General features: G+C 68.6%; 13 protein-coding genes and 1 pseudogene. 10 read left to right on the forward strand and 4 right to left on the reverse strand.

Annotated features, from left to right (window positions below):
- The 3 genes from FUT87_RS01860 to FUT87_RS01870 all read left to right on the forward strand — a co-directional run.
- Positions 1 to 635: alpha/beta hydrolase (locus FUT87_RS01860; RefSeq protein ID WP_186830309.1), on the forward strand; the 635-nt coding region annotated here is incomplete at its 5' end.
- Positions 632 to 1,447, forward strand: coding sequence for an ATP-binding cassette domain-containing protein (locus FUT87_RS01865; protein ID WP_091729580.1), 816 nt, complete (start codon positions 632 to 634; stop codon positions 1,445 to 1,447). The genes FUT87_RS01860 and FUT87_RS01865, both read left to right, overlap by 4 nt.
- On the forward strand, positions 1,444 to 2,547 hold the full coding sequence (locus tag FUT87_RS01870) for an ABC transporter permease (RefSeq protein WP_255511613.1): 1,104 nt from the start codon (positions 1,444 to 1,446) through the stop codon (positions 2,545 to 2,547). The genes FUT87_RS01865 and FUT87_RS01870 overlap by 4 nt, the downstream gene beginning before the upstream one ends.
- A gap of 76 nt (positions 2,548 to 2,623) precedes the next feature.
- On the opposite strand, the gene FUT87_RS01875 is transcribed toward FUT87_RS01870, so the two are convergent.
- Positions 2,624 to 2,869, reverse strand: a complete 246-nt coding sequence (locus FUT87_RS01875; RefSeq protein WP_091729590.1) for a hypothetical protein — start codon at positions 2,867 to 2,869, stop codon at positions 2,624 to 2,626.
- 362 nt (positions 2,870 to 3,231) lie between these two features.
- Between FUT87_RS01875 and FUT87_RS01880 the strand changes: the two genes are divergently transcribed.
- From FUT87_RS01880 to FUT87_RS01895, 4 genes are all read left to right on the forward strand, one after another.
- Positions 3,232 to 3,945 (forward strand): helix-turn-helix transcriptional regulator, encoded by a 714-nt coding sequence (locus FUT87_RS01880; protein ID WP_091729594.1) that lies wholly within the window; start codon positions 3,232 to 3,234, stop codon positions 3,943 to 3,945.
- A gap of 125 nt (positions 3,946 to 4,070) precedes the next feature.
- Positions 4,071 to 4,259 (forward strand): hypothetical protein, encoded by a 189-nt coding sequence (locus FUT87_RS01885; protein ID WP_147239876.1) that lies wholly within the window; start codon positions 4,071 to 4,073, stop codon positions 4,257 to 4,259.
- Positions 4,260 to 4,312: 53 nt separating this feature from the next.
- Positions 4,313 to 5,560 (forward strand): HlyD family secretion protein, encoded by a 1,248-nt coding sequence (locus FUT87_RS01890; RefSeq protein ID WP_091729602.1) that lies wholly within the window; start codon positions 4,313 to 4,315, stop codon positions 5,558 to 5,560.
- Positions 5,553 to 7,733 (forward strand): peptidase domain-containing ABC transporter, encoded by a 2,181-nt coding sequence (locus FUT87_RS01895; protein ID WP_255511614.1) that lies wholly within the window; start codon positions 5,553 to 5,555, stop codon positions 7,731 to 7,733. Before FUT87_RS01890 ends, FUT87_RS01895 begins: the two co-directional genes overlap by 8 nt.
- Positions 7,734 to 7,953: 220 nt before the next feature.
- Here the strand turns inward: FUT87_RS01895 and FUT87_RS30220 are convergent, their stop codons facing one another.
- The 3 genes from FUT87_RS30220 to FUT87_RS01905 all read right to left on the reverse strand — a co-directional run bounded on the left by FUT87_RS30220 (position 7,954) and on the right by FUT87_RS01905 (position 9,305).
- The gene (locus FUT87_RS30220) at positions 7,954 to 8,184 is read right to left on the reverse strand and encodes a hypothetical protein (protein ID WP_404935346.1); all 231 of its coding nucleotides are present in this window, start codon (positions 8,182 to 8,184) and stop codon (positions 7,954 to 7,956) included.
- Positions 8,181 to 8,954 (reverse strand): tripartite tricarboxylate transporter substrate binding protein, encoded by a 774-nt coding sequence (locus FUT87_RS01900; protein ID WP_255511615.1) that lies wholly within the window; start codon positions 8,952 to 8,954, stop codon positions 8,181 to 8,183. The genes FUT87_RS30220 and FUT87_RS01900 overlap by 4 nt, the downstream gene beginning before the upstream one ends.
- A 90-nt stretch (positions 8,955 to 9,044) precedes the next feature.
- Entirely contained in the window at positions 9,045 to 9,305 is a 261-nt protein-coding gene (locus FUT87_RS01905; protein ID WP_091729611.1) for a YkgJ family cysteine cluster protein, read from the reverse strand.
- A gap of 210 nt (positions 9,306 to 9,515) precedes the next feature.
- On the opposite strand from FUT87_RS01905, the pseudogene mnmG reads away from it, so the two are divergent.
- The 3 genes and pseudogenes from mnmG (at position 9,516) to FUT87_RS01920 (ending at position 13,073) form a co-directional block, all read left to right on the forward strand.
- Positions 9,516 to 11,482: pseudogene (mnmG, locus tag FUT87_RS01910) on the forward strand (tRNA uridine-5-carboxymethylaminomethyl(34) synthesis enzyme MnmG).
- A gap of 48 nt (positions 11,483 to 11,530) precedes the next feature.
- Positions 11,531 to 12,211, forward strand: coding sequence for a 16S rRNA (guanine(527)-N(7))-methyltransferase RsmG (gene rsmG / locus FUT87_RS01915; RefSeq protein ID WP_147239877.1), 681 nt, complete (start codon positions 11,531 to 11,533; stop codon positions 12,209 to 12,211).
- An 88-nt stretch (positions 12,212 to 12,299) separates the two neighbouring features.
- Positions 12,300 to 13,073, forward strand: coding sequence for a ParA family protein (locus tag FUT87_RS01920; RefSeq protein WP_147239878.1), 774 nt, complete (start codon positions 12,300 to 12,302; stop codon positions 13,071 to 13,073).
- The last annotated feature ends 22 nt before the right edge of the window (positions 13,074 to 13,095 follow it).

The following is a 13,095-nucleotide window of genomic DNA, read 5'->3' on the forward strand; positions in this document are numbered from 1 at the left end:
GCCTGCTGGGCCTGGTGCGCCCGCCGCTGTACGCGCCCCAGGTCGCCGCGGCGCTGCCGGCGGCCATCCATGAAGCCTCGCTGGGCCGCTTCGACGCGCTGGCGGGGCTGGCCGGCCAGCTCGGCGGCGGCTCGCGCGCGATGCGGATCTTCGAGGGCATGCACTTCTCGGTGATCTGCGCCGAGGACGCGCCCCGCATCGCCGCCTCGACCGAGGCGCCCTCGCCCGACTTCGGCACCCTGGACCGCGACCTCTACGCGCGCGTCTGCGCCAGCTGGCCGCGCGGCGCGGTCGAGCCCGCGTTCTATGCCCTCCCGCCGGCCCGCCATCCGGTGCTGATCGCCAGCGGCGGCAGCGATCCCGCCACGCCCGAGCGCCACGGCCAGCGCGTGCAGGCCGCGCTGGGCGCGCAGGCGCGGCATGTGGTCGTGCCCACCGCGGGCCACGGCGTCGTGCTGGCGCTGCCCTGCATGCGCGACGTGCTGTTCCGCTTCATCGACGCACCGCGGGATGCCGATGCCCTGGCCGTCGACGCGAATTGCGCCCTCAAGCTGCCGCGCCCGCCCGCCTTCCTGCCCCCCACCCCGGCGACCCTCGCGGCCGCCGCCTCCGCCGTCCGGGAGTCCGACCGATGATCCGCCTGCATGCCCTCCACAAGGCCTTCCAGACGCGCGGCGGCGGCGGCTCGCTGGCGGCCCGCTTCGGCCGCAAGGGCCCGGCGCGCACCGTCGTCGCGGTCGATCACCTGGACCTGGACGCGCCCAACGGCCGCATCACCGGGCTGCTCGGCCCCAACGGCGCGGGCAAGACGACCTCGCTGCGGATGCTGGCGGGCCTGTTCCCGCCGGACCGGGGCGCGATCGAGGTCGACGGCGTGGACGTGCTGCGCTCGCCGCGCGAGGCGCTGTCGCGCATGGGCATCCTGGGTGACGCCCATGGCCTGTACCCGCGCCTGACCGCGCGGGAGAACATCGTCTACTTCGCGCGGCTGCAGGACCTGCCGATGGAGCAGGCCCAGGCGCGGGCGGAGTCGCTGGCGGAACTGCTGGACATGCGCGCCATCCTGGACCGCCGCGCCGAGGGCTTCAGCCAGGGCGAACGGATGAAGACGGCGCTGGCCCGCGCGCTGGTGCACGACCCGGCCAACATCGTGCTGGACGAACCGACCAACGGGCTGGACGTGGTCGCCACGCGCGCGCTGCGCGAGGTGCTGCGCCACCTGCGCTCGCCGGCCGGCGGCGCCAAGTGCATCGTCTTCTCGAGCCACATCATGCAAGAGGTGGAACAGCTCTGCGACCAGGTCGTGGTCATGTCGCATGGGCGCTCGGTCGCGACCGGCACCGTCGACGGCCTGCTCGCGCAGACCGGCCGGCAACGCTTCGAGGACGCCTTCGTCGACCTCGCCTTCCCCGAGGCCGCGCACGCGCGCCACCTGGAGTCCGCATGAACGGTCCCTTCCTCAAGGCTTTCCGCACCGTCTTCGCCAAGGAGATCGTGGACGCGCTGCGCGACCGCCGCACGCTGCTGCGCCTGCTGGTGCCGGCGGTGCTGATGGGGCCGCTGCTGCTGATGCTGATGTCGGGCCTGACGGCCTCGCTGCAGGAGCGCGCCGAGCAGCGCGAGCTGCTCGCCGTGGGCATCGAGCATGCGCCCACGCTGCGCAACTACCTCGAGCGCCAGAACTACACGATCAAGGCCGCGCCGGCCGACTACGAGGCCCAGCTGCGCTCGTCCACGCTGAGCGATCCGGTGATGGTGGTGCCGGCCGACTTCGAGACGCTGCTGGCCGGCGGCGAAGCGCCGCGCATCGAGATCGTCACCGACAGCGCCAACCAGCGCGCCGAGGCCGGCGTGGGCACGATCGGCCGCCTGCTGCAGGGCTTCGGCAGCGAGCGCGCGACGCTGACGCTGGCGATGCGCGGCATCGGCGCGCGGCAGCTGCAGCCGGTCGAGGTCCAGGAACGCGACCTCGCCAGCCTGCAGGCGCGTTCGACGCGGCTGACCCAGATCCTGCCGATGTTCATCATGATGGCGGTGCTCTACGGCGCGCTGACCGCCGCGCTCGACAGCACCGCCGGCGAGCGCGAGCGCGGCTCGCTCGAGCCGCTGCTGGTCAATCCGGCGCCGCATGCCGCCATCGTCGCCGGCAAGTGGGCCGCGGTGATGATGGCGGGCCTGGCGGTGGCCGTGCTGTCCAACCTCAGCTTCCTGCCCGGCCAGTGGCTGATGCGCAGCGACGCGCTGGCGGCGATGTTCCAGTTCGGCTGGAGCGAGGCGCTGCGCTTCCTGCTGCTGCAGATCCCGCTGGCCGCGGGCCTGGCGGCGGTGCTGATGGCGCTGGCCATCCGCACCAAGACCTTCAAGGAAGCGCAGGCCAGCACCACGCTGGTGGTGACCGCGATCTCGCTGGCGCCGGTGGTGGCCATCATCCATCCCGGCGGCGAGGCCTCCTGGCACCTGTGGGTGCCGGGGCTGGGCCAGAACCTGCTCATGATGCAGGTGCTCAAGGGCGAGCCGCTGACCTTCGCGAAGGTGATGCCGACGTGATCGTCGGCGCCGCGCTCACCGTGGCCGGACTGGCGCTGGTGGCGCGCTCGATGCGCGCGGCCGTGGCGCGATGAGCTCAGTGCCGCGTCGCGAGCGCCAGCTGCACCTGCTCCTGCCAGGGCAGCGTGTGCACGATGCCGTTGAGCTGGATGGCCGATTCGATGGGAGCGAGCACCTCGCCCTCGCCATTCAGGAACTGGAGATTGGTCACCAGTGCCATCGGATCGACCATCGACACGATGCCGTAAGGCATGCGCACCCAGTCCCAGGCCACGCCGGCGGCGCCGAATTCCGACTCGCCACTCCACAGGGTTTGCCCCATGGCCGGGTGATCCTCGTCTCCCGCCACCAACACGCGCGTGCTCAAATGCGCGAACTGTAAGCGGGGTAGACGCTGCACATCACACAATATTCGTGGCCACGCGTACACAATCCAAGCTGGTGTCATTGTCAGAATTGTTTGGTTTGGCTATTGCGGATCGGCGGTTGCTGCTTCTCCCCTTGACCAGCAGTGTGGTCATGATGAGCACGACCCGCCAGCTGTAAACCCTGTCAGGGGCGTGAATGCGTCACGTGGCCTATGCGGTCGCAGTGGGCGCGTGGCGGAACCCCGACGAGCCCGGCGCCCCCCGCGACAGCCACCCGAAGAGGCCCACAAGGCCGGCCGATGGGCCGGAGCGATCAATGCTGCAAGGCGGTTATCAATCAGTCCTGGAAGCGCGCTCACGCGAAGAGTTCCGCAGTGAGGTGATCCGCTTCGCGCAAAAACTGGATTTCCAGACGGTCTCGGCGATCACGGTGGTGGACCACACGCTGGCCGACACCGAGTTCATCACCATCGACAACTGCCCCGCCGGTTATGCGGAGGTGATGCACGCGCCCGAGTTCGGCCGCCGCGATCCAGTCATGCAGCACTGCAAGCGCAACAGCATGCCCATCGTGTGGGATCGCCAGACCTACGCCCGCCATGGCGCGAGCGACATCTGGGAATCGCAAGCGCAATTCGGCTACAGCACCGGCATCTGCCTGGCGCTGCACCTGCCCGAAGGGCGGCACTTCGTGCTTGGCGTCGATCGCGACCAGCCGCTGCCCAGCGATTCGGGCCAGCTCACGCGCATGGTCGCGGACCTGCAGCTGTTCGCGGTGCACGCGGTCGACACCGCGCTGCGCGTGCTGCTGCCGGAGGAGAAGGTCACCGAATCGCCGCGGCTCACGCCGCGCGAGCTCGAGTGCCTGCATTGGACGATGGAAGGCAAGACCGCCTGGGAAGTCGGCGCCATCCTCAGCATCACCGAACGCACGGCGGTGCTGCACATCAACAATGCGATGCACAAGTTGGGCTGCTCCAACAAGCATCAGGCGGTGCTGAAGGCTCTTCGGCTGGGCCTGATTCGCTGATGCTGCCCGCGGCGGCACCTTGTAAACACTGTAAGAGCTGACAGTTATGCGTCAGGCGGCGCGCTGCTTCAATGCGTCCCGTGCTCAACACTTTTCCGGGCACGTCACCGAATCTGGAGCCTCTTATGCAAGCCCAACCGCAAAACGTCGCTGTCACCACGCAAGTCGAAGAAGGTCTGGTCGAGTTGGACCTGCAGGCCCTGGTTCACGTCGGCGGCGGCGCCCCGAAGGGCACCTGGCTGGTCGGCAGCGATGCCACGCTGAGCACGACCGCGTCGGCGGACGTGGAACCCGCGCCCAAGGGCACCTGGTGAGCCCTCGCGGCTCACGCGCGATCCGTCAGGTTCGCAACCAGGCGTAGCAAATCGTGGTGGCGCTCTTCCGCGCCGAAGCCCAGGCCTCGCAGCAGCAGGCCTGGCTGGGATCGGTGCAGCTGCATCGGCCCGCCACCTTGCGCTGGTTGAGCCTTCTGGCGCTGGGGGGTGTCGTCGCGGTCGGCGCCTTCCTGTTCAGTACCGAATACACCCGCAAGGCCCGCGTCAACGGCCTGCTGGTGCCCGAGCGGGGCGTGATGCGGCTGAGCGTGCCGCAGAGCGCCACCGTCGTGGCACGGCCCGTCCAGGATGGGCAGCAGGTGCGTGAGGGCGACGTGCTCTTCGTGTTGTCCCTGGACAGCGCGAATCCGACGGGCGACAGCCTGTCGCGGACCTTGAAGGACCGCGAGCAATCGCTGGGTGCCGCGCAGGCGCAGCAGCGGGAACTCGCGCAGAGCCAGGCGGCCTCGCTGAAGGCGCGGATCGCCACGCTCGAATCCACGCTGCGGCAGGCCGATGCCGAGCTGCAGCTGCATGCCCAGCGCGAGGCGCTGGCGCAGCAGAGTCTGGGACGGCTGGAATCGCTGGCGAAGGACCAGTTCGTATCGAGCGCCCAGGTCCAGACCAAGCGGGAGGAGTTGCTTGGCTTGCAGGCCCAACGGCAGGCACTTTCGCGCGAGCGCGAAAACCTGCAGCGGGAGGCGTTGGGCTTGCAAGCTGAGCTTCAGGCGATTCCCTTGAAGGCACAGGTCCAGCAAGGGGAACTCGCGCGCGACATCGCCGCGCTGCAGGCGCAGGGCGTCGAGAACGAGGCGCGCCGCCGGCTCGTGCTGCGCGCGCCCAGCGACGGTCAGATGAGCACCGTGCTGGCCGAGCCGGGCCAGGTCGTGCAGGCCGGCACGCAACTCGCCGCCCTGCTCCCCGCCCGCACGCCGCTGCAGGCGCATCTCTACGCCCCGTCCAGCGCCGTCGGCTTCCTGCGCCCGCACCAGGCGGTGCTGCTGCGCTACCAGGCCTTCCCGTACCAGAAATTCGGCCAGCAGGCCGGCGAGGTCCTGCAGGTCGCGCGCACCCCGCTGCAGGCCGCGGAGCTCGCCCAGCTCGGCCTGCCCGCCGCGATGGCGCAAGGCGAGCCGATGTACCGCATCACCGTGCAGCTGCAGCGCCAGTCGGTCGAGGCCTACGGGCAGGACCAGACGCTCAGCCCCGGTATGCTGCTCGAGGCCGACGTGCTGCTCGAGCGGCGCCGCCTGATTGAATGGATCTTTGAACCGCTGCTGAGCCTCGCCCGCCGTGTCTGACGTCCCCGCTTCCGGCGCCCCGCCAGGCGCTCCGCCGCCGGGCGCCGCGCCCACCGGCTTCCTGGCGAAGCTGAACCTCGGCTGGCGCCGCCGCCGTCCCGTCATCCTGCAGACCGAGGCCGCCGAGTGCGGCCTCGCGTGCCTGGCCATGGTCGCCGCGGCGCACGGCCAGCGCTGGGCACTGGGCGAGTTGCGGGACCGCTTCGCCGTCTCGCTCAAGGGCCTGACGATGGCGGACCTGGTCCGCATGGGCGCGCAGCTCGGCCTCACCGCCCGCGCGCTGCGCGCCGAGCCGCACACGCTGCACAAGCTGCACACGCCCTGCATCCTGCACTGGGACTTCAACCACTTCGTCGTGCTGGACCGCGTCGACGGCGACCGCGCGGTCGTGCTCGATCCCGCGCACGGCGAGCGCCGGCTGCCGCTGGCCGAGGTCTCCAAGCACTTCACCGGCGTCGCGCTCGAACTGCGGCCCGGCATGGACTTCGCCCGCAAGGCGCCGGCGCCGGCGCCCCAATGGCGGCAGCTGCTCGGCCACGTCAGCGGGCTCAAGCGCTCCATCGCGCAGGTGCTCGCGCTCGCGCTCGGACTTGAGTTGCTGGGCCTGCTCGCGCCCTTCCTGCTGCAATGGACCGTCGACGGCGTCATCGTCAGCGCCGACCGCGACCTGCTCGTCACGCTGGGCATCGGCTTCGCGCTGCTCGTGCTGCTGCAGGTCGGCATGGGCCTGCTGCGCTCATGGGCGGTGATGATCCTGTCGGCCTCGCTCAACCTGCAGTGGCTCTCCAACGTCTTCTCGCACCTCCTGCGGCTGCCGCTGGCCTGGTTCGAGAAACGCCATCTCGGCGACATCTGGTCGCGCTTCTCCAGCGTCCAGGAAATCCAGAAGACGCTGACCGGCAGCTTCATCGAGGCCGTGCTCGACGGCCTCATGGTCCTGCTCACGCTGGCGATGATGGTGCTCTACAGCGGCCGCCTCACGGCGGTCGCGTTGACCGCCGTGGCCGGCTACGCGCTGCTGCGCTGGGCCTGCTTCCGGCCGCTGCGCGACGCCCAGGAAGAAGCGCTGACCCACGAGGCGCGCCAGAACAGCCACTTCCTTGAATCGCTGCGCGGTGCGCAGGCGATCAAGCTCTTCAACGCGCAGGCCGATCGCGGCGCGCGTTTCGCCAACCTGGTCGTCGAGCAGATGAATGCATCGCTGACTGGCCGCAAGCTCGAGCTCGGCATGACGCAGGGCAACAAGCTGCTGTTCGGGCTCGAGCGTGTCGCCATCGTCGGGCTGGGCGCGATGCTCGTGCTGGACAAGGAACTCTCGGTCGGCATGTTGTTCGCGTTCCTTGCCTACAAGGACCAGTTCAGCCAACGCATCGCCGGCCTGATCGACAAAGTCGTCGCGCTCAAGATGCTGCGCCTGCAGGGCGAGCGCCTGGCCGACATCGTCCTCACCGCGCCGGAGGCCGACCTGGACGCGCCCGGCCGCGTGGTACCGCGCGAGGCGCCGCTGGAGCTCGACGGCCTGCGCTTCCGTTATGCCGATGGCGAGCCGGAGGTCATTGCCGGCTGCTCGCTGCGCATCGAGCCTGGCGAGTCGGTGGCCATCGTCGGCCCTTCGGGCTGCGGCAAGACCACGCTGATGAAGCTCATGCTGGGCATCCACGCGCCGCAGCACGGCGAGATCCGCATCGGTGGCGTCGCCCTCGCCCAGTTGGGCACCAATGCCTGGCGCGAGCGCATCGGCACCGTCATGCAGGACGACCAGCTCTTCGCCGGCAGCATCGCGGACAACATCAGCTTCTTCGACCTCAACGTCGATCCTGACTGGGTCCGCGAATGCGCGCGACTGGCCTGCGTCCTGGAGGACATCGAGGCCATGCCGATGCGTTTCCAGACGCTGATCGGCGACATGGGCTCGAGCTTGTCCGGCGGCCAGCGCCAGCGCATCCTGCTGGCCCGGGCGCTCTACAAGCGCCCGCAGTTCCTGTTCCTGGACGAAGCGACGAGCGCGCTCGACGTCGAGCGCGAGCGCCTCGTCAACGCCAGCCTGCGCCAGCTCTCGCTGACGCGCATCGTCATCGCGCACCGCCCCGAAACCATCGCCGCCGCCCAACGCGTCGTCAGCCTGCAAGGTGGCCGCGTCGTGCAGGACCTACGCTCAGTCCAGCACCGCTGACCCAACCGACAACCCCTCCCCGCCACCGCCTCGACGCCCTCACGGCGTCAGCGAGTGTCACGCGCACGCGGTGTCAGCGAGCGTCTGTGGGGCCGGAATGATGCGGGGGGTTCCCGGACGGGACGCCCCCCGCGTCGTGGAGAGCCCGCGCTTGGCCAACCGCAGTCGCCCTCCCGAGGGCACCCCAATTGGCCCCCCCGGAGGGGTCACAGAAGCCCCCTCAATCGGGCTTGATCTTCGCCCGTGCCACCACCTGCTTCCAGCGCTGCTGTTCCTGCGCGATGAACGCCGCGAATTGCGCCGGCGTATTGCCGATCGGTTCCGCCGCATCGTGGCTGAGGCGCTCCTTCGCAGAAACCGATCGGATGGCCTTCGCCGATTCCACGGCGAGTTTGTCCGCGTTTGCCGCCGCGAGATTGGCCGGCGCGCACAGCCCGTACCACTGGGTCATTTCGAAGCCTGGGTAGCCCTGCTCGGCGACGGTTGGCACGTCGGGCAATTGGGGCAGGCGTTCCTTCGAGCCGGTAGCCAGGCAGCGCAGCTTCCCGGCCTTGATGAATTGAAGAATGGCCGCGCGCCGACCGACGCGGCCTCGAGCCGTCCCGCCAGCAGGTCGGTCAATTGTGGGCCGGTGCCGCGGTACGGAACGTGGAGGATGAAGAGGTCGGCGACCATTTTGAGGTACTCCATCGCGAGGTGCCCCGCGCTCCCATTGCCGGCCGAGCCGTAGCTGAACTTGCCGGGGTTCTTGCGCACCAGCGCGACCCATTCCTTGAGGTTCTTCGCCGGCACGTCGGGATGGACGACGTAGAGGCTGGGCACTTTGGCCAGCAGCGTGATCGGCTTGAAGTCGCGGTTGGGGTCGTAGGGCAGTTTGTCGTAGATGTACGGGTTCACTGCCAGCGTCCCGATGTGGCCGAGGATCAGCGTGTGCTGGTCCTCCGCGCGCGCCACCTCCACCATCGCGATGTTGCCGCCGCCGCCGGGTTTGTTGTCGACGTAGACCGCCTGGCCCAGCGTCTTGCTCAGTTCGGCGGCGGTGGCGCGGGCCACGATCTCGCTGCTGCCGCCGGGCGCGAAGGGCACGACCAGCCGCACGTTGCGCGACGGCCAGGTGGATTGCGCGAAGGCGGGGGCGCTTGCGCCGAGGGTCGTGCCCGTGGCGCCGAGCGCGGCGGATTGGAGGAGGAAGCGGCGGCGGTCCTCGTTCGTGGGGGTCATGCGATGTCTCCGGTCGGTTCTTCTGGAGAGGATGACTCTACGAACACGCGCTTTCAAGGCGCTGTCGGTCCGTCGGCGCCGCGTGAGGGCCTAGGCCGGGGGCGCGGTCTGCTCCTCCATCCAGCCGAGCCAGCGCATCGCCTGCTCGCGGGAGTCGCCGCACATGTCCTCCGATGGCGGCAGCGATCCGCAGACCGAGGGCCGTTCCGGCCGGCCGAAGATCCGGCAGCGCAGCTCGTCGTCGAGCTGGATGCAGCGCACGCCGGCCGGCTTGCCGTCGGGCATGCCGGGGATCGGGCTGCTGATCGACGGGGCGATGCAGCAGGCGGCGCAGTGGGGGCGGCAGTTCATGACGGCGGGATTGTCGCCGCACGCCCTTCGCAGACGCCAACAAGGTCCGCCCGCTATCTCCCTGAGGCAGTGACTTATCCACAGCCCCGCGTAAAATCGCGCCCTTCCCTCATCTGAACGCCAGCCGGCTGTCCATCGCCTGGATTCGCGCCTTCCGCGCGCCGCGATGGCCTCGATCGACCGATCGCCGATTCCGCTGGACGCCTTGCCATGCTTTATCCGAAAGAGTTCGACTTGATCGTGGTCGGTGGCGGCCATGCCGGCACGAGGCCGCACTGGCGGCGGCCCGCATGGGCGTCAGCACGCTGCTGCTGACCCACAACATCGAGACGCTGGGCCAGATGAGTTGCAACCCGTCGATCGGCGGTATCGGCAAGGGCCACCTGGTCAAGGAAGTCGACGCGCTGGGCGGCGCGATGGCCGCGGCGACCGATGAAGGCGGCATCCAGTTCCGCATCCTCAACGGCTCCAAGGGCCCGGCGGTCCGCGCCACCCGCGCGCAGGCGGACCGCATCCTCTACAAGGCCGCTATCCGGCGCCGGCTGGAGAACCAGCCCAATTTGATGCTGTTCCAGCAGGCCGTCGACGACCTGATGGTCGAGGGGGACCGCGTCGTCGGCGCGGTCACCCAGTCGGGCCTGCGCTTCCGCGCCCGGGCGGTCGTGCTGACCGCCGGCACTTTCCTCGACGGCCGGATCCACATCGGCCTGGACAACTATGCCGCCGGTCGCGCCGGCGACCCGCCGGCCGTGTCGCTGTCCGGCCGGCTCAAGGAATTGAAGCTGCCCCAAGGCCGTTTGAAAACCGGCACCCCGCCGCGACTGGACGGTCGCACCATCGATTTTTCCAAGTGCGCCGAACAGCCCGGCGACCTGGACCCGGTGCCGGTATTCAGCTTCATGGGCAGCGCCGCGCAGCATCCGCAGCAGTTGCCCTGCTGGATCACCCACACCAATGCCCGCACCCACGAGATCATCCGCTCCGGCTTCGACCGCAGTCCGATGTTCACCGGCGTGATCGAGGGCGTGGGTCCGCGCTACTGCCCGTCCATCGAGGACAAGATCAACCGCTTCGCCGACAAGGACTCGCACCAGATTTTCCTGGAGCCCGAAGGCCTGACGACGCACGAGTTCTATCCGAACGGCATCTCGACCTCCCTGCCCTTCGACATCCAGCTGGCGGCCGTCCAATCCATCCCCGGACTGGAAAACGCGCACATCCTGCGCCCGGGCTATGCGATCGAGTACGACTACTTCGACCCGCGCGAGTTGAAGTCCAGTTTCGAGACGCGGGCCATTGGCGGCCTGTTCTTCGCCGGCCAGATCAACGGCACCACCGGCTACGAGGAAGCGGCCGCTCAGGGGCTGTTCGCCGGCCTGAACGCGGCGTTGCAGGTTCAAGGCAAGGACGCTTGGCTACCCAGCCGCGACCAGGCATATCTGGGCGTGCTGGTCGACGACCTGATCACCAAGGGCGTCACCGAGCCCTACCGTATGTTCACGAGTCGCGCCGAGTTCCGGCTCCAGCTCCGCGAGGACAACGCCGACATGCGTCTGACCGAAGCGGGGCGTCAACTGGGCTTGGTGGACGACGCCCGTTGGGATGCCTTCAACCGCAAGCGTGACGCTGTTTCACGTGAAACAGAGAAGCTGAAGTCGACCTGGGTTCATCCGAACATCCTGCCGGCGGTCGACGCAGAGCGCCTCGTCGGCAAGCCACTCGAGCGCGAGTACAACCTGATCGACCTGCTTCGCCGCCCCGGCGTCACCTTCGACACCATCGCTGAAGTGGCTGCAATTGCACGCCCGGAAGCCGGCGTGTCGCGCGCCGCGCTGGCCGCGTCCGTCGGCGCGGACTTGAGCGATGCGGTGGTCGAGCAGATCGAAATCAGCGTCAAGTACGCCGGCTATATCAGCAAGCAGCAGGAGGACGTCGCCCGCGCCTCCAACTACGAGCACCTGAAGCTGCCCGAAGACCTGGACTACGGCTTGGTCACCGCCCTCTCCTTCGAGGCCAGACAAAAGCTGAACAAGCATCGTCCCGAAACCCTGGGCCAAGCTTCGCGCATCTCGGGCATCACACCGGCGGCGATTTCGCTGCTGCTGATCCACCTGCGCAAGGGCCGCTTCAAGGGATTTACCGACCAGGATGCAACCGCCGAATCGGCCGCCGCCTGATTCATCCCTTCCCACGTTCCGATCCTGAATCGACCGACCACGCCGTTGATGACCGACCTCGACCTGCGCTCCCGACTTGCCGCCGCCGCCCAGACCTTGGCGCTCGGTCTGAACGACCAGCAGCTGGATCAGCTGATCGCCTACCTCCAGCTGCTGTCGAAGTGGAACAAGGTCTACAACCTGACGGCCGTCCGGGATCCGGAAGCGATGCTGACCCAGCACCTGGTCGATAGCCTCAGCCTGATTTCGCCCCTGCGCCGCCATGCCGCCGGCCAGCCGCTTCGCCTGATGGACGTCGGCAGCGGTGGCGGTTTGCCTGGCGTGGTGATCGCGATCTGCGATTCGAGCATTGATGTGACCTGCGTCGACACCGTCGGCAAGAAGGCATTCTTCATCGCTCAGGTCGCGGCGGAAATCGGCCTGCCCAATCTGCATGCAGAGCACTCCCGCGTGGAGCAGCTGAAGACGGCACCGTTCGACGTCATCACCTCGCGGGCGTTCGCGTCCTTGGCGGATTTCACCGAGTGGACCCGCATGCACCTGAAACCCGGTGCCGTGTGGGCGGCCATGAAGGGACAACAGCCGGTCGAGGAGCTCGCCGAACTCCGCGAGCGCGCTCCGGACCTGAACGTGTTTCACGTGGAACAGCTGACCGTGCCCGGGCTTGACGCCCAGCGCTGCCTGCTCTGGATTCGCCCGATTGGGGCGGAAGCGACATCCGCAGCCTGAGGTCGCCCTCTCCCGGCGACTCTGCGTCGCCGACCCTTGCGCCAGCGGTTAAGCTGCGCCCTCTCCCGAGTTCGTTCTCCCAGCATTCATGGCCAAGATCTTTTGCGTTGCGAACCAAAAAGGTGGCGTCGGCAAGACGACCACCACCGTGAATCTGGCCGCCGGCCTGGCCAAGGTCGGCCAGCGCGTGCTGGTGGTCGACCTGGATCCGCAGGGCAACGCGACGATGGGGTCGGGCATCGACAAGCGCGCCCTGGCCCTCACCGTCTACGACGTGCTGCTCGAATCGGCCACCATCGCCGAAGCCCGCCAGCGCAGCGAGAAAGCTGGCTATGACGTGCTGGGCGCCAACCGGGAACTGGCGGGCGCCGAGGTGGAGCTCGTCGAATTGGAACGCCGCGAGCAGCGCCTGAAGACCGCGCTGGCCGCCGCAGCCCAGGATTACGAGTTCGTCCTGATCGACTGCCCGCCCTCGTTGTCCATGCTGACGCTCAATGGCCTGTGCTCGGCCCACGGCGTGGTCGTGCCGATGCAGTGCGAGTACTTCGCGCTGGAGGGCCTGACCGACCTGGTCAACACGATCAAGCAGATCCACGCCAACCTGAACCCGGACCTGCAGATCATCGGCCTGCTGCGCGTGATGTTTGATCCGCGCATCACGCTGCAGCAGCAGGTGAGCGAGCAGCTGAAGGCGCACTTCGGCGAGAAGGTCTTCGACACCGTCATCCCACGCAACGTCCGTCTTGCCGAGGCGCCCAGTTACGGCCTACCCGGCGTGGTCTTCGATGGCGGATCCAAGGGCGCGCATGCCTTCATCGACTTCGCCAAGGAAATGGTGAAGCGCGTCGGCGGCATGCGCTGAGCGCGTCCCATCGATGTCGCCG

This window comes from Mitsuaria sp. TWR114 (assembly GCF_007997345.1).